General features: G+C 47.1%; 10 protein-coding genes. 4 read left to right on the top strand and 6 right to left on the bottom strand.

The window, feature by feature from the left end; genetic code table 11:
* Nucleotides 1–34 precede the first annotated feature (34 nt).
* Together E5358_RS03435 and E5358_RS03430 are read left to right on the top strand one after the other, a co-directional pair.
* Nucleotides 35–1720, top strand: a complete 1686-nt coding sequence (locus tag E5358_RS03435; protein ID WP_135938888.1) for an alpha-amylase family glycosyl hydrolase — start codon at nucleotides 35–37, stop codon at nucleotides 1718–1720.
* Nucleotides 1721–1776: 56 nt separating this feature from the next.
* A complete protein-coding gene (locus E5358_RS03430; protein WP_277821149.1) occupies nucleotides 1777–2136 on the top strand; it encodes a BamJ family beta-barrel-assembly machinery protein in 360 nt (119 codons plus the stop codon).
* Between the two features lie 156 nt (nucleotides 2137–2292).
* On the opposite strand, the gene E5358_RS03425 is transcribed toward E5358_RS03430, so the two are convergent.
* The 5 genes from E5358_RS03425 to E5358_RS03405 form a co-directional block, all read right to left on the bottom strand.
* A complete protein-coding gene (locus tag E5358_RS03425) occupies nucleotides 2293–3588 on the bottom strand; it encodes a right-handed parallel beta-helix repeat-containing protein (protein ID WP_135938887.1) in 1296 nt (431 codons plus the stop codon).
* Between the two features lie 15 nt (nucleotides 3589–3603).
* On the bottom strand, nucleotides 3604–7521 hold the full coding sequence (locus E5358_RS03420; RefSeq protein ID WP_135938886.1) for a rhamnogalacturonan lyase family protein: 3918 nt from the start codon (nucleotides 7519–7521) through the stop codon (nucleotides 3604–3606).
* A 431-nt stretch (nucleotides 7522–7952) separates the two neighbouring features.
* Nucleotides 7953–9404, bottom strand: coding sequence for a right-handed parallel beta-helix repeat-containing protein (locus E5358_RS03415; RefSeq protein ID WP_135938885.1), 1452 nt, complete (start codon nucleotides 9402–9404; stop codon nucleotides 7953–7955).
* 134 nt (nucleotides 9405–9538) lie between these two features.
* Nucleotides 9539–12622: a sugar-binding domain-containing protein gene (locus tag E5358_RS03410; protein WP_135938884.1), complete on the bottom strand. Its 3084-nt coding sequence runs from the start codon at nucleotides 12620–12622 to the stop codon at nucleotides 9539–9541.
* A gap of 136 nt (nucleotides 12623–12758) precedes the next feature.
* Complete coding sequence (locus tag E5358_RS03405) at nucleotides 12759–13868, bottom strand: family 43 glycosylhydrolase (RefSeq protein WP_135938883.1); 1110 nt, start codon at nucleotides 13866–13868, stop codon at nucleotides 12759–12761.
* A 224-nt stretch (nucleotides 13869–14092) separates the two neighbouring features.
* Here E5358_RS03405 and E5358_RS03400 point away from each other — a divergent pair, with 224 nt between their 5' ends.
* Complete coding sequence (locus tag E5358_RS03400) at nucleotides 14093–15610, top strand: hybrid sensor histidine kinase/response regulator transcription factor (RefSeq protein ID WP_135938882.1); 1518 nt, start codon at nucleotides 14093–14095, stop codon at nucleotides 15608–15610.
* A 21-nt stretch (nucleotides 15611–15631) separates the two neighbouring features.
* Here E5358_RS03400 and E5358_RS03395 read toward each other — a convergent pair whose 3' ends face one another.
* Entirely contained in the window at nucleotides 15632–16144 is a 513-nt protein-coding gene (locus E5358_RS03395) for a dihydrofolate reductase (protein ID WP_135938881.1), read from the bottom strand.
* A gap of 233 nt (nucleotides 16145–16377) precedes the next feature.
* Between E5358_RS03395 and E5358_RS03390 the strand changes: the two genes are divergently transcribed.
* Entirely contained in the window at nucleotides 16378–18153 is a 1776-nt protein-coding gene (locus E5358_RS03390; protein ID WP_135938880.1) for a M6 family metalloprotease domain-containing protein, read from the top strand.
* Nucleotides 18154–18189: the final 36 nt, after the last annotated feature.

The following is an 18189-nucleotide window of genomic DNA, read 5'->3' as shown; positions in this document are numbered from 1 at the left end:
TACTTAATATCAGCATTCACCATTAATTGTATAAATGGAAAAAATCATAATATATCAGATGTTCACCCGCTTGTTTGGCAACAAGAATGTCAACAGGCGGGTGAACGCATCTATAGCGGAGAACGGCGTCGGCAAGTTCAATGACATCGACCTCACCGTACTCCGACGTATCAAGAAACTTGGCTGCACCCACGTGTGGTTCACCGGAGTCATACGACATGGCTCCGCCACAGACTACACACAGTACGGCATCCCAAAGAACCACCCTGCAATAATAAAGGGAAAGGCGGGCTCACCATACGCCATAATGGACTATTACGACGTTGACCCTGACATGGCTACAGATGTCACAAAACGCATGTATGAGTATGAGCAACTTATAGCACGCGCTCATAAAGCGGGTTTGAAAGTCATCATGGACTTTGTCCCTAACCATGTTGCACGTGAATATCACTCCATCTGCTGTCAGGAAGGCGTGAAGGATCTTGGCGCAGATGACAACAAGGACTGGCATTTCTCTGTCAAGAACAATTTCTACTATTGCTGGGGACAAGACTTCAATCCGGGTTTTGACACATCCCATGACAGTGACGGCAACACAATAGAGCCATACACAGAGCAGCCTGCAAAAGCAACAGGCAATGACGTATTCTCTGCACAACCGGGAAAGAACGACTGGTATGAGACTGTCAAACTCAATTATGGCATAGACTATTGTGACGCAGGAGGACGCTCCGAGCATTTCTGTGACGAAGAAGGAAATGTGCCTGACACATGGTTCAAGATGACACAGATTCTGATGTTCTGGGCTTCAAAAGGCATCGACGGCTTCCGATGCGACATGGCAGAGATGGTGCCGGCTGCGTTCTGGCACTATGCCACCAATGAAGTTCGTGAGGCATATCCGTGGATAAATTTCATTGGCGAGGTCTATGACCCTAACCAATACCGCAATTACATCCATGCCGGATTCGATTACCTCTATGACAAGGTAGGCATGTACGACACAGTCCGTGCCGTAACCTGCGGACAATGCTCTGCACAGGAGATAACACGCCAATGGCAGGCAACAGAGGACATCAAGGACAAGATGCTCTATTTCCTTGAAAACCATGACGAGCAGCGCATTGCATCAGATTTCTTTGCAGGCTCTGCAGAGAAAGGCATCCCGGCGCTTATCGTCTCCGCCCTACTCCGCAACAACCCTTTCATGCTCTATGCTGGAGAAGAGTTTGGAGAGAAAGGTATGGATGCGGAAGGCTTCTCCGGATGCGATGGTCGCACAACAATATTCGACTATTGGTGTGTTGACACATTGCGCAAAGGCTATTACTCACGTAAGGAACTGAGCAAGGAGGAAAAAGCATTGGAGAAAATCCACTCTCAGGTGCTCAACATCGCCAATTCCGAAACCTCTGTTTCTGACGGACAGTTCTTTGACCTCATGTATGTCAACCCGCATCTGCACAAGCAATATGCATTCATGCGTGGCAATGGCAAAGAGATGCTGCTTATCACTGCGAATTTCTCTGACAGCAATGAAACAGTGGAACTCCATATCCCTGCCACCGCACTTGACTATCTTCGTGCAAAACGCGGCAAATACAAGGCAAAAGAGCTCCTTTCCAAGAAAGACATCTCACTGAATCTTTCCGAAGACAAAAGCGCGAAATTCACAGTCCCTGCCAATAGTGGTGTCATACTGAAAATTGTTTTCTAAGCCCAACCCACACAAAAATGGCAAACAGAGCTTACATACAAGCAAACAAGGACTAGATTATCGCAAAATCAAAGGAAGAAGGAGTCCTTCCGCTTCCTAAAGGAATCTTCTACAAGGTGCTGTCCAATGGCACACCTTCCGGCAACAGTCCTTCCGTAAGAAGCATTGTCACAGTGCATTATACAGGCAGAACCATTGACGGGAAGCAATTCGACAGCAGCCGTGGCGGTGTACCTCTCGCATGCCGTCTCTGCGACCTTATCGAAGGTTGGATAATCGCCTTGCAGCAGATGCACATCGGTGACAAATGGGAAGTCTATATCCCTGCGGAGATGGGCTACGGGAAATTCTCCCAGCCGGGCATTCCCGGAGGCTCCACTCTCATTTTTGAGATAGAGCTCTTAGGCGTTGCATAGAACGCAGAACGCGGTTTCAACATGACAAACATACACAAAGCGACAGAGCCGTCAGCTATGGTGCACTCCATATTTGACGACTCTGTCGCTTTTATATTACCTAATACTGATGCTTAGGATACTTGTTTGTTTATCATAAGACATACCAACAGCATCTCAATCAAACTGATAGCCCATTTTCAAGGCATACATCTTGCTCGACTTTTTCAGTTTCAGGAAAGTAATCTCGGGCAGACTGCCATCAGCATTTCTCGGTGCTATCAGCTGCTTGTAGTCTGTGGAGTTCTCGAAGTCAGAAAGATTCACAGGCATGTTCTTAGGCAGGAAAGTGTTGTTCACCAGTATGCAACGGCTTTTGTCTATCGCATTGTAAAGCCCTTGCCTTCCCTTCACGGCAATGTTGTTCACCAACAGATGGTCATAGCCGTCAACATCCTCGCCAACATTCCAGGTCACTTGGTTGACCATACAGTAGTCATATCTGTTCAGATAGGCGGTATTGTTCTTCCAGTCGTTGCCTCCGAGATGATGATTGGCATAAATGCCGTTCGACTTGTTGCCGTATGCTATGCAGTTTTTGATGGTATGGCGTGGTGCTTTGAAAGCTGTCGCCTGAGGTCTTTTGCCATAACCTCCGGCCTTAAAACCGTTACCGTCACCCGGCGTAAGAGTGTCAAAGTCTTTATATCCGCTGAACAATGCCCAGCAGTGGTCTATAACAACCGGTATATGCTGCTTTATCAAGTCGAAGCCATCATCACTGTTGCACCATGCACGGCACCCACGGAAGACAATCCCTGTATAATTAGCACCGCAATGCGAACCGAATCCGTCACTGTTGCCGCCCATTCCGTCTTCCGACACAGAGTCATAGTTGTTGTATGCATCACAATTCAACACAAGCACATTGCTTCCCTTGTTGATGTAGACGCCTATGCCCATACCGTCATGCAAAGCAAGATTCTCTATCGTAATGTCATGGTTGCCACGGCGTACGGAGATATTCTCGCTCTGCGTATGCGTCTTGATTGTCACTTGTATGCCGGTAACATCGAAATTCCTGAGATGCACATAGTCGGCATTGATGTAAAACCCTGACACACGACAGCCTTCAGGCTTTACCGCCGAGAGGTCAAACTCCGGTCGCTCGCCCGGATAGCCGAAGAAGCACGTGGGCTTGTCTTTCGACTTTCCACTCTTGGTTATGTCAAAAACAACCGCATAGAATTTCTCCTGCACATTCGTGTAGTCCGTGATTCTGTACTTTCCGCCACGTATCATCAGCGTATCACCCGCACTCATCTTTTGCTGTGCGTATGGAAGCGTGGCAAATGGCGAACTGATATCGCCACTGTTACTGTCGCTTCCGTCAGTTGCCATGTACCATTTCTTTGCATTTGTCACGTTAACCATCAGCAAGAGCAGAATGGCAATAATATGTTTTCTGTTCATATTATTATAATATTATCATTTAAGAATTTTCTTGCCGTTCATTATCATGATTTTGCCTTTCGGGACAGAGGTCTTTGACGGAAGTTTAACACCGGTGACGGTGTAGACACTTGACTCTGCTGCATTGTCATTTTCAACAGCATCTATTGCCGTGGACAGCTTCATGCGCAACACTCCATCAGTGGTGAGGGTCGATGTGTCCCACTCCCAGCCGTCTTTCGGTGTGGCAGGGAAGAATGTCGGTGTGCCGGTAATGCTTGCAGTGCCATTGATAGTCAGAATCTTGAACTCAGCATTGTCTGGCACAGTGCCTCTGGTCAGTGCTGTCACGTCAATAAGCGGACTGTTAAGTTTCAGTGTGCCGGTGATTATTGTCGAACCGGTTGAGTAAGTTATTCCACTGACATTCCATGTACCGTTGCCAAGAGTGCCTTCGCCGGTCAGATTGCCAACTTTGTGCGTAAGGCTCTGTGCTGTACCCGAACCGGCTTTCACACTAACCACTTCTGCATCCTTGTCTATTCTGAGTGTGGCTTTTGAGAGATCCATCGCCTGAACAAAGCGGCAGTTGGTCGTTGTGACATGGTAAGTGCCTTCGAATTGAGAGCAGTTTGTGTAAACATCACCACGCACATACGGGAAATCAATCTTGTATGTTCCCTCACCAAGAAGTTTGCCTTTTATCGCACAACGCTGTCCAGCATGGAAAGTGAGCGTTTTGCCCTTGTCGATTGTCACTGGGTTCTGGAACTGTGGCATCTGGCTTGTCGAGTTATTGTTAAACACAGTGATGGCTGCGTTCCCCGTCACATGGATTGGTGATGTTGACTTGCCGAAGGTTGTGTTCCACGTTCCCATTGCGAGCGTTCCTGCTTGCAGTATTGTCTCTGTCCAAGCATTTGCACCGGCGTAAGTGATGTTAAGCTGTCCTGCACCTGTTTTGAGCAGCGAGCCTTCACCGGTGATTTTGCCTTTGAGCGATGTTGTGCCGGAAGCAATGGAAATCGTTGCAGCATCGGTAAGGAGGATAGGGTTCTCGCATGAAGCGTTGGTGTTGTTCACAGCGAGAGTAGCCTTACCTATTTCAAAGTTATAGTTCAACTCCTTGACGGTCAGTTTGCCTGACTCAAGTATGATTCTGCCCGAAATGCCTCCTACTCCGTTAAGTGTATAACTCTTGTTGTTCTTGAATACGGCATCGGCAGGCATCATTTCGTTGATTGTTATGGTTGTCTTCTCAGCACTGTCATCAAAAACAACCTTGTCGCCTTCCACGAATGCCGTAGGCTGTCCATTGAGTGAGAAATTCTTTGTCTGATAATCCCACACTGCGCTTTCGGCACCTGTCCACAGCACACCATCGGCAGCACCACGCTGTCCCTCAACTATGAGAGTAAGGATTGCAGGAGCATTCTCTCCTTCTCCAACAACCAACTTGAAGGTGTACGACTTGCCTTTCAGTCCGTTCACTTCCACCTTCTTCAGGTCAATGTTATCGCATCCTTCAACCAAGGCGTAATTACCTTCCGGCAGGTCGTCGGGAAGATTGAAAACAATGGTTCCTTTCAAATCAACGCCAGCTTTAAGTACCATGCGGTCTTTGCCCGGCATCAGTTCGATGTAGAGTTTCTTCTTTTCCTGTACGACAACTTTCTTACCGATGGTCATTACCTCCTCAGGCATCAGTCGGCAGCCCTCATAGTTGAGTGCGCCTTCAATAATCACGTTATCGACAAACGATGCGCCTGCCAAAGTGCCGCATGCACGTAGGTTGACATTACCGAGGAATGATGTTCCGCGGACTGTTCCTTCTGTGATATAGACTTCTCCGGAATGAGGCTGTGCCATCACAAGTGTACCCTGCTGACCTTTCCAAATCTCTGTACTGTTTCCGTCCTGAGCAGATGACCTACTGTCAAATGTCAATGTCTGGCCTTTGACCGGCATGGCATAAACCTTCTTCACACCATTGCGCGGAGTGACGGTAGCATTGCCGTCGGCAATACCGAACACATCAGTCTCGTCATCACTTGTCATGCACGGCGGAAGCTGTGGACGCGGCATGTCGTAGCCGAGATAAAATCCAGGATTGGGAGACTGATAGTAGCCACGCGTAGTGCAGTCGCCACGATAATGCGGGTCTTGCTGCAAGCAATAGATGTTGTCGATGTCAGTCTTATAGTCTGTCGTAAAACCCACGATTCCTTCGCAGACACCGTCGCGTTCACGGATGAGGACAAGTTCCTCGCGCCAGTCACCGATGATGTCGCCCCAATACTTGCCACGCTTTGCATTGCTGGTCTTTATCGTCCAGTTTGACTCTTTAGCCATTTCGATGAGTCTGCCATTCTTGTAATCGACAATCATTGCGTTGTAGCCACCACCGTCAGGAGAATTGACATTCTCACGGTCAAGTTCTCCGTCCCACCATATTCCTTCGGTCGGAAAATAGCCTTTCTTGCCTTCTATCTTGTTGCCCTTGGCGTCATACATCTGGTAGTCATCCATTGTGGAGAACATCTCCCAACCAATGTGGTCAGGGTCAAGGTCAAGACAGTCACCGCGCCCCACATCGCCAACTGCCGGCATGTACCATTTCTTTATCGGTTCACCGGTGCCTGCATCGTAGAGAATCATGCCGAGCATGTCCGGAGCATTCTGCTGTATAGAGAAAGTTTCCAGTCCCGGACGCTCAGGGTCGATGTCACTGGTGCGGTGGCGGTCGCCGTGAGAGATACCTGTATTATATAATGTTGTGCCGTCGTGGTCCATGACGTATGCACCGCTTGACATCTCGTCCCGTCCGTCGCCGTCAGCATCAAAGATACGAATCATGTGAAACTCAGCACCGCCGATGTTCTCCATGAATAGTTGCTTCCATTCACCATTAACATACCGGAATGCACAGTTGCGGTACATGTGAACCTTGTCACTCGCACGGCGCGACATCCATTCGCCGACTATGGCAGGATGCACTCCGTCAAGATACGCTATACCCACATGCGCCTCATGCTTGTTGTACTGCTCTCCCATCAGCGATGCTTTGTTCGTGCGGTTGTAGGCATCATCGTACATAAACTCCACACTTGCCTTCTCCGCACCCGTCATGCCGTCGACCACGGTCATATATCGCGGAGGATTCTTGGTGTTTTGCGTGTCATAGTCTATTATGCCGTCACCGTCAGAATCGGCAGTGTCCTTGCCAAAAAGATATTTTCCCCAAGTTCCAGTCTTTGAGTCCCAAAAGCGAGTGCCGTCGGAAGTCTGCACAATCAGTTCGCCATATCCGTCACAGTCAATGTCATAAGCACACATGTTGTCATTCTGACCGTCACAAGGCTTCTCGTTCACACCGAGGTCGACATTCCAAAGGAAAGTTCCATCGGCGAGATAACCCTCCACAAAGTAATTACGTGAGCCATCGACAGGGCAACGGTCAACGACATAGTCATACTCTCCGTCACCATTCAAGTCGCAGGGCCACACAAACTTCGTGGTGTATTTCGTCTTGTCCAACGGTGATTTGTCATAACTAATCTCCATATAGATATTGCGGAGACCATTATTCTTAAACAAGAAAGGCTTTGACTTCGCACTTTCATTGCCATCGGCAACAAGACTCACCGCCACATAACTGCCGTAAGGCACTTTACTTAATGTTGTCGCATAGTTGGTGTTCGTCAGCGGTTCGGCATTCAGCAGCGTATATTCTCCTGTCTCGCTCTGCGACACATAAACATTATACCTCGCATTCTCCGGTTCCTGAGCCAGTCGGCGCCAAGTAATCTCAACTCCGGCAGAGCCATTGCTCCTGCCATAAACAGCAACAACACCACGCCCCAACGGTTGCTGGATACGCTGTGCCGATGCGAATGTCGGCAGCATAAACAAGGCTATGGCTACCGATGCACACAATTTTGTCAGTCGTTTCATATTTATAAATAGTCAGGTTTGCAAAAAAAAATCCGTTTTAGCACAGTAATCGCCCTTCAATCAATATGACTACAAAGTTATAATTTTTAATACAATATCTGTTATTATTTTGAACATTTTATTAATAATTCAAACATTATTCTACTAATGTCATTGCTAAACATAAGTTTCTGATTGCTGTCATTTGGTTTTAACCGTCATAAGAAGCATGTACAGCCCATGGCATTCGTCCTTGTTAAAAGCCAGCAGACACCCCTTTATCCGGTCCTTCCATAGTGGTGATTTCTGCAAAGGCACACAAGCCTCATAAACCCTTGATAATGAACACAAAACAAAAGATAACGATTTACACAACGAAAGGTAACCTTTTGCATGGCAAACGGTTACAGTTTACATGGCAAAAGGTTACCTTTCGTTACATTGATAACCACTTATTTCTTTATATATACCTTCTTTCCACCGTAGATGTAAATAGTTCCGGGCTTTGGATGCATGATTTTCTGTCCTTGCAGATTATAGTACGCATTGTCTGACGGACGTTTGGAGACAGCAACATTCTCTATGCTTGTGCCATGCCCCGTGTCCTCATAATCAAACTGACAGCCCATTTGCAAGGCATAGAGCTTGCTCGTCGCTTTCAGTTTCAAGAAAGTAATCTCGGGCAGACTGCCGTCAGGATTTCGCGGTGCAATAAGCTGTTTATAGTCCGTAGAGTTCTCAAAATCAGAAAGATTAACAGTCATGTTCTGTGGCAGGAAAGTGTTGTTCACAAGCGTGCAACGGCTTTTGTCTATCGCAGTGTAAAGCCCTTTCTTGCCTTTCACGGCAATATTGTTCACCAACATGTGGTCATAGCCGTCAACATCCTCACCCACATCCCACGTAACTTGGTTGACCATACTGTATTCGTACTTGTTCTGATATGCCGTGTTATTCATCCAGTCGTTACCTCCGAGATGATGATTGGCATAAAAACCGTTTGACTTGTTGTTGTACGCTATGCAGTTCTTGATTACATGGCGTGGTGCGTCGAACGCTGCCGACTGCGCCTTTTTGCCGTAACCTCCAGCCTTAAAGCCATTGCCGTCACCCGGAGTGGAAGTGGCGAAAGTCCTGTATCCGCTGTACAACGCCCAACAATGGTCTATCACGACAGGCGTGCGCTGACTAATCAGGTCAAAGCCGTCATCACTATTGCACCATGCACGACATCCGCGGAACACATTGCCCGTAAATCGGTCATCACAATGTGATCCGAAACCATCGCTGTTTCCACCCTTTCCACCTTCCGACACAGAGTCGTAGTTGTTGTATGCGTCGCAGTTCAGTACCAGCACATTGCTTCCCTTGGTGATGTAAACGCCGATGCCCATACCGTCATGCAGTGCAAGATGCTCTATCGTGATGTCGTGATTGCCACGGCGCACGGAGACATTCTCACTCTGTGTGTGTTCCTTTATGGTCACTTGTATGCCCGTAACATCAAAGTTTCTGAGATGCACATAGTTGGCATGGACATAAAAGCCTGACACACGGTAGCCTTCAGGCTTTACGGCAGACAAATCAAACTCCGGTCGTTCGCCAGGATAACCGAAGAAGCACGTTGGCTTGTCTTTCGACTTGCCACTCTTGGTGATGTCGAAAATCACGGCATATATGTTCTCCTGAACATTTGTGTATTCCGTGATTTTGTACTTTCCGCCACGTATCATCAGTGTATCGCCCGCGCTCATCTTTTTCTGCGCATACGGCAGTGTGGCAAATGGTGAATCAATGTCGCCATTGTTACTGTCGCTTCCATTGGTTGCCATGTACCATTTCTTGGCACCTGCCACATTGACGGCAAGCAGAAACATCATGGCAGCAAAAATTCTCTTGTTCATTGTGTAAAGGTTTTATTTTATAGCATCAAGCAACATTATAACCAAATGAGCAGACACTATTATATATTATACATTTATATATTATACATTGCTATCTTGACATACATGACCATAAAATCATGCCAATAACAGCTTTACTGCTTGCCTGTGCGCTCCAAGATTTCTACTTCCACAATGCTCAGTGAGTTCTTGCTTTTCTTGTTTGCCTTGGCATCCATCTCGTTAGCATTGCCACCTGCAAGTTCTTTCATTGTGAAGATGTCGTGAGTTGCTGCAGCACCTTTAAGTTTGATGGTCACTTGGTCGCCGGAAATCTTCTTGTCAAGGTTTATGCGGATATATCCGAGGCTTTGGGCAGTCTTTCCGCTCCATGCAAGTTCGTTGCCGACATAGATTTCCAAAGGATAAGAACGGCTCTTCCAGCCGAACATCTTCAGCGAGAGATTGTCAATGACAGCCTTCTTTGCTAATTTGAATGTAATCCAACCGGTATCCTGCTGACCATCATTGCTCCATTCTGTCTTTTCATTATCGTCATAAGAGTTTGCTGCAGAACCAGCATTTGCACCGGCATTAGCACCAACAATCTTCACTGCACGATAGATGTCCTTGTAAGAAGGAGTGGAAGGAGTCTCCCCCATGCTAAGGTTCAGCGGTAGCAGTTCGTTCTGGAAATATTCAGAGAGACCGCCTTTTTCGTCAATCGCCTTTGTAATGAATGTCGCTGTCGCATCATCAAGTCCTTCTGCCTTAACCAAGACCTTGATGTCACCGGCCTTCGTTGTTGAGCGCACCATGATTCTGCCTATGCCACATTCGATAGGAAGGGTATTCTCTCCCACCCAGTTATGATAAGCAGGATCATCGCTCTTGTGGTCGTCATCGTCTGCATGATTGTCCTTTATTCCACGAGTGTAGCCATTGCGTCCGCCTGCCGCTGCGCCTCCGAGATACTCGCCTTCGCCTTCGACATTGAACGTAAACTCACGATGATCCACAGGACAGCGACGACCTTCAGCGTCTACGACTTCGTATTGCAGCATCGCAACATCATGTCCGTCAGCCACGAAGCCTGCCGGATTTTCTATTTTTGTAAGACGGATAGCAGCTGGTTTACCCGCTGTTTCAATCTTATAAGAAGACTTGCTGCCCTTGGCTTCGATGACTCCGGGTTCGAAAGTAACATTGTTGAACACATACAGATAGTTGTATTTACGTTCAGGAACCGGTTGCTTCTTTCCATTGACATACAGTTCTATGTTTTCATCAGACGAAACAACATAGACAGGTTTCACAACTTTTTCTCCTCCTTTGTTGCCAAGAGTCTCTGTTGCGTCCTGTTGTTCATAGTTCCAATGGCCTACAATAAAAGTAGATGGTTTCTCATTGTCAACCCATCCGTCCCACATGACTTTGTGAGCGAAATAGCCATCTTTAGGTATTCGCATAGCATCAACTACGCCTGATGTGCGGTAGCTGACTGCACCACGCGCGTGGGTATTACTCTCAGAGAAGATGATTTTTGCGCCGCCACTGTTGACTCGAGTGCCCTGACCGGGACGTTCTAACCAATATTCGTACCAACGGCGTACCCATTCGACGGTCAAATCATCCATATTATGATTCCAATCCTTTGGCGAAGCATTCCTGTAAGGCAATCCTTCTCCATTTTGATGGTATGGCCATGAATAGTTATCCCAGTTCACACGCAGCCCTTCATCACGGCAGTATTCTGTCTGAAACATTGGCTTGCCTGCACTTTTGTTTATGTATAACATTTCTCCACCCCATTCAGCTTCTGCCACATCAAGCTGCTCACGGCATCCTGATGCGCGACCGCCCATAGGGTCATACATATCGCGAATTCTGTTCAGATCGGCTTGGTGTTGAGGTGTAATTCTTGAATTTCCACCTTCATAGAATAATATTGATGGGCTGTTGCGGTTATAGATTATTGCATCGCGTGCCAACTCACAGCGTTGTTCCCATTGCTTTCCTTCTCGGTCTTTTTCAGCATCTCCGAATGGCAACACTTGTATCAAGCCAACACGATCGCATGACTCGACATCTTTTTTTGCAGGAGTAACGTGCATCCATCGGAAGAACTTGCCATTGCCGTCAACAACCATCTTGTTGGAATAGTCAGACATCCATGCCGGTGTCGACTGTCCAAGTGCAGGCCACTCGTTTGTGGAGCGTGGAGCGAAACCTTTCATCATTATCACACGGTCGTTAAGATAGACCATGCCGTTCTTAAACTCTGTCTTTCTGAAGCCGGTGCGTGTCGTCACTTTGTCAAACACATTTCCTTTCTCATCCTTAAGGATGGTTTCCACATTATATAAATAGCCATAGCCAAGACTCCAGAAATGCAGTCCGGCAACTTTAGCCTCAGCCTTTGCCATAATTTTCTCACCGGCTTTGACAATAAACTTGCCGCCATTGAATGACTTCACTGTCTTTCCGTCAATGTCCTTCACCCTTACCTCGTAGGTGAAAGCCTTGTCGGCATTGGTCTCGTTCTTTATCTCTGACTCTGCATGAATGGTAGCTGTACGTTTCTTTATGTTGAAATCTTTCGCATAGATATAAATGCCTGTCGTCCCAAGATTTCTATAAAGCGGAAGGGTCTGATAGACCTTATCCATAACATGGAGTGTGACGCCCTTTGGCAGACCACCGTAATTGGCATAGAAATTATGGTCATGCCATTGGAACTTTGCATTCCTTTCTTTGCCGTCGCTGCCTTTTGAGCGTTCACGATACTGCCAGTCGTTGTTTGTCTTCACGGCGATTACGTTCTTGCCGGCCTTTGCATATTGCGAGATGTCGATGCCGAAAGCCATCACTCCATTCTCACTTCTGCCTACATATCTGTCATTAAGATATACCTCAGCAAGCATTCGCGCACCTTCAAACTCAAGGATGAGCTTCTTGTCCTTCACCTGATCTTCGGTCAGTTCGAAATGCTTTCTGTACCAGACGATACCTGTTGACAGAGAGTCACATGTACGGCTGAAAGCCTCTTCCTGGTTCCATGCGTAAGGAAGGGTAACATTCTTCCAGTCCGCATCATCATGATTTGGAGCCTTGACGGCATTATTGTCTATCTGCTTCAATTTCCATCGTGAATTGAAGTTATACTTGTGACGTCCGCCGGCCTGCATTGTCGCTAATGATAGTAGCAGGAGGAAAAAAGTGATAGTTGTTCTTTTCATATTGATTTTGATATTTAATTTTTATGCGTTATGGTATTTCTGCCACAAAATTACATGTTTTTCCATATCATAATGAAGTTGTCTAATCCTGACCGCAACACTTGTTAAGGGAAATAACGATGAATGCCATATAGTCTTATTTATTAAAAGATGTCTCAAATACAACATGTATAGTACCGTCCTCACGGAATCCGACAGGCACAATGGCAGGCATCTCGCGGAAAGGGGCTTGGCTGTCATTACCGAAGAAGCTGCACCACCACTGACCGTTCTTGTCCTTAAAATAGCCCGTGCCACCGCCACATGGGACAGCCTCATGGCGCATTCTGTACGGTCCATAGATATTCTCGGAAATGGCCACCATACTGCTGTAACGTCCCTCGTACTGGTCGGCTGCTGTGAGATAGTAGAGACCGTTGCGCTTGAACATATACGTTCCTTCATGACCAATGTCAGAACAGTTGCGGCGCTTGCTGCAACTTGGGGCGTGATGTGAAGCTATGGTGTCAGGACTGAGAAGAACAGGCTTTACCGGTTCTTCGGCAAAACCACTCATGTCGTCCTTCATACGGACGATGTTGCCACCTCCATAGAGATAATAGACTGTGCCATCCTCATCCTCAAACAGTGAACCGTCAATGTCAGTAGGCCAATAATTGTCCCCACCAAGGGCATTAACATAAGGTCCTTCGGGACAACCTGTGGAGCTTTTGAGAAGACCGCGTCCTCCCGGCGGCATACTGAGAGTGATGAAATAATTGCCTTTGACATAATGAATCTCAGGTGCCCAAAGAGCACGCACCGGATGATGATGAAATTTCCATTCTTTCTCCCAAGTGCCGTCTTTCTCTATCGAGAACACAAGTCCCATATAGTCCCATTTCTTCAAATCGTCACTCACCCACAACTCCACGCCATCATTGAAATTCCAGATGTCGGCACCGGTGGAACCTGTCAGGTAATAGCATCCATCACCACCTATACAAATCTGTGTGTCGCGTATCTGTGCATTGAACAGAGGCTTTATGTCCGGAATCAGTCCGGTACGCACCGCCGAGCCACGCTGTGCATTGGGCACGATGTTATACTTGATGAAATTCTTACTCGGACCGCCTATCGTCTCCATATCGGGACCGCTGATGCCAAGATTGATTGTGCGTGGCTTCACCTGCGTCTGTGCAACGGATATGTTGGGAATCAGGAATGCACTGCAAAAAAGTGCAAGGGACATTAGATTAAGTTTCATGTGTCGTGTAAAAATTATTTAGTAGTTTTGAATGGTTTCGGTTGCAAAATTACCTCTCCCGGCAAAGAAATCTGTTATTATTTTGAACAATATCTTATTGTTTTGGTTATTATTCGAATTTTTATTGTTATCTTTGAGCAGTGAAGCGGTTAACCTTTATATTTCTTTCTATTCTGTCGGCATGGGTCTTGGCTCGGGCGGACAATCACATTGTGTCGTATGTTGTGAGCGAAACGAACTCTCTTCCCAACAGGATGCCGCTGACCATAATTCAGGCTGCCATCGACCGCATCCTCTCTGCAGGAGTACCACCGGCAAAGTTCCACGAGCCAATCAGCAACATGGCGCAGAGTGTCAAGAGGATGCGGCGTCTTACCGACCAGCTCTTGCTGTTCAGGAAGATGCAGGCAGGCAAACTATCCGTGGCAGTGCAGCCTACTGACCTCCCGCAGTTTCTGAAAAACATTTTCCTTACCTTCCATGAAGTGGCAGAACAGCGGAAGATAACAGCGGAATTCCTGCCACAAAGCAGGCATTTCCATGTCCCCGTCGACCACGACTATATCGACAAAGCTGTCTACAATCTGCTTTCCAACGCCTTTAAATATACGCCGTCGGGAGGGATTGTGACAATGAAGGTAAAGCAAAACGAACAAGACTCTACAGTGGCAATCATTGTGGAGGACAGCGGTTGCGGCATTTCCAAAGAGAAACAGAAGCATTTGTTCGACCGTTATGTCACCGGAAAAATATCCTCTGACAGCATCGGCATCGGTCTTAACCTTACGGCATCACTCATTGAGGCACACCATGGAAGCATCAGCTACTGCGAACGCAATGGCGGTGGAAGTGTCTTTACATTGACAATCCCTGCCAATGAAGACGCTTACTCACAGAGTGAAAGACTTCAAGCGTCTGCCATACAAATTCAAACAAGTTCAGCAGAAAGAAACAACACATCCTTGTACAAAGCCATGAGGGCTCAACCTCTGAACTCTCAACGCATTCTCATCGTGGAGGATGACAACGACGTGGCACTGCTTGTGCAGCAAGAGATAAACGAACTTTTCTACACGGACATCGCCAGCAATGCAAGCGAGGCTCTTCGGAAAATGGAAAGTGAATCATACGACCTCGTCATCACGGACATGACAATGCCTAAAATGAGCGGACTTGCCATGGCAAAACATATACGCCAAGGAGTGCATAATCCACACGTCCCAATAATCATTCTGACCGGAAAAATCGATGATGACTTGAAGACAAAAGCCTTGCTGACAGGCATAAATGTGTTTATGACGAAGCCTTTCAATGCCGAACAACTCAGGGCGCATTGCGTGAACCTTGTCAAATCATCTTCCTCTCTTGTGCAGCCACCGTCAGTACAGACAGAACGCGTCATCAGTGACAACCGTCAGGCACGCTTCCTCAGCCAACTCAATCAGGCTATAGATGCACACATCGACGACACAACCCTCAATGTTGACACTCTGACGGAAATCCTGAAGGTAAGCCGTAGTGCATTGAATACCAAAGTACGCACACTGACAGGTCTTTCTCCTGCCGAACTTATCCGCAGCAAGCGCATAAGCCAAGCCAAGCATCTGCTACGTGAGACAGACATGTCCATCGGAGAAATAGGCAACAAAGTCGGTATGCCATCGCCACAATCATTCAATGCCACATTCAAGAAAATCACAGGATTATCACCATCGGAGTTCAGAAAAGGCGGTGTGGCTTAGTATGAATAAAGACCTAAACATTTATCGTTCATAATCCACAAAGCGGAAACGCTGCTTGTGCTTCTCGTCAATCTCGTGATTCTCGCTCCACACTTCCCTCCATCCGGAATATTCAGGGAAGAAGGCATCCGCCTTTTCCGGAGTGTCAAAAACTTCTGTCAGACAAAGGCGGTCGGCAATGGGCAACGCCTGTTCATAGACCGACGCGCCTCCGATGATATACACATCTTCATCCTCCGAACAATTCTTCAATGCGACATCCAACGAGGGGTAGACATCACATCCCGGAAATTGGTTGAGCAACGCATCAGACTGTGATTCTCCTTCAAATGCCCCTCTGCTGAGCACAACGTTCCTACGGTTAGGCAAAGCACCTTTCGGCAGCGACTCGAAAGTCTTCCTGCCCATAATGATTGTGTGTCCTGTTGTCAGTTGCTTAAACCTTTTAAGGTCATCAGGCAACCAATAAATCAGCTTGTTGCCATATCCGATAGCACGGTTCTCTGCCACAGCGGCAATGATGTTTATTCTCATATTGTTATTCAAAAAGTTAGAGTGATTCTAAATTCCAAACATGGTATTCCTCTACATCATACCACAAGAATACCATATATTTACAACTTATTTTTTGCAAAGGTAAACATAATTTCGCTAACTAACGAATAAAAAAGTTTAAATATTATGGATTATTTCATGGATTATTCGTACCTTTGTGAATTAATACACAACAATATAACTATTTATTCACATACTAAAAAACAATCATTATGCGACGAATCATTCTGTTATCCTTATTTATACTTGCCGCTGCCACTTGTATCCATGCAGCAAAATCATCAGGAACACCAAAAGCCGTAAAGCAGCCTGACGGCACTACTCTCATGGTGCGCCTTCTCGGTGACGAGCATTTCTCATGGCATCAGACAATGGACGAAGTTGTCATCATGCAGCAAGACAAGGCGTTCTATATTGCAGAAATCTGCACTGACGGCTCATTGAAAAACACGGGAGTGCTTGCACACAACCTCGACAGCAGGAAAGGACAGGAACTGCAATTGGCAAAAGCACAGGACAAGAACCTCTTTTTCGCAAAAGGAGCTGAGGCTTCACAGGCAAGACGCAAAGCCATCGCAGGCTACCCAAGCAGCGATTTCTGCCCGCACAGCGGCAAGATACGCATCCCGGTCATAATGGTTGAGTACACAGACGTGAAGTTCACATTCAACGAGAGAAGCGTATGGGAAGATTATTTCAACGGCACGGAACGCGTGGAATTTACTCCTGCCGACCGATTCAAGGGACATAGCTCCGTGGCACAATACTTCTCTGATGCAAGTTTTGGGAATTTCACACCTGAATTCGACTTATACGGAGTCTACACCGTCGCACATCCACACGATTACTACGGGTACAACTCCGGCAGGACAAGCACAATTATCAAGGAAGCTCTTGCACTTGCCGACAACGATATAGACTTCACCAAATACGATTCCAACAACGACGGAAAGGTGGATATGGTCTATATCCTCTATGCCGGAGCAGGGGCAAACCTCAGTGGGGATGACACAGACATTTGGCCACAATGCTTTTACAGAAGCAGTTACAGCAATGACGGCAAGCGAATCTCGGTCATCGGTCTCTCAAACGAGCTTGCCATAACGGCAGCTGCAAACAAAGGGACGGCGTTGAGAGCAGGCATCGGCGTGCTCTGCCATGAGATGAGCCACGGTCTCGGACTGCCTGACCTCTACCGCACATTGGGAAGTGCCCCAAAGGATGAACACGGTTTGGTCGACTGGAACAACTGCGGTCCGGAGGATTGGGACTTGATGGACGGTGGAGAAAACCTCTTCAACGGCTTCTGGCCTGTGCAGTATGCGGCATGGGAAAGGGACATTATGGGCTGGCTCACACTCGAAGAGCTTGACAAACCGGCAGACATAACCATCTATCCGCTTGACAATGAGGACGGCAAAGGCAAGGCTTACCGCATCACAAACCCGGAAAACAGAAACGAATACTATGTCATCGAGAATTTCGGTAAAGACAACTGGAACAGTTTTCAAGGCACACAGAGGAACACAGGCCTGCTCATCACGCATGTCAATGACATCAGCACAAAGGGCATGTCACCAAACAACACATACCGAAAGCCTAACCTCACTCTCATCCCTGCCGACGGTTTCCTCTTCGGCTCATACTCTATCGATGAGACAATTTGGTACGAAGGCAGACCGCAAGTTGCCACAAAGGATATGTTCACTGACGAGCTGAAGGGCGACCCTTATCCCGGCAGCAAAGGCATCACAGCGGTTGAGGCATACAAAAACTATACCGGAGATGATATGGTGGCAAAGTTCCCTATCACTGACATCAGGGAAAACACCGACGGCAGCATCAGTTTCCGATTCATGGGCGGCGTTTCTGACGGTATAAGTGACATCAACACCACAACAAACAAGAGGGTTTCTCCAAAAAAGATTATAAAGAACGGACAACTGACAATAGGCAACTACAACATTGCAGGGCAAAGGATGAAATAAAGTCCGCAACAGCCCACACTGTCGCCCGACACAAAC

It is taken from the genome of Palleniella muris (assembly GCF_004792655.1).
In the GTDB taxonomy this organism is placed as follows: domain Bacteria; phylum Bacteroidota; class Bacteroidia; order Bacteroidales; family Bacteroidaceae; genus Prevotella; species Prevotella muris_A.
This window is presented reverse-complemented; position numbering and strand designations above follow the sequence as displayed.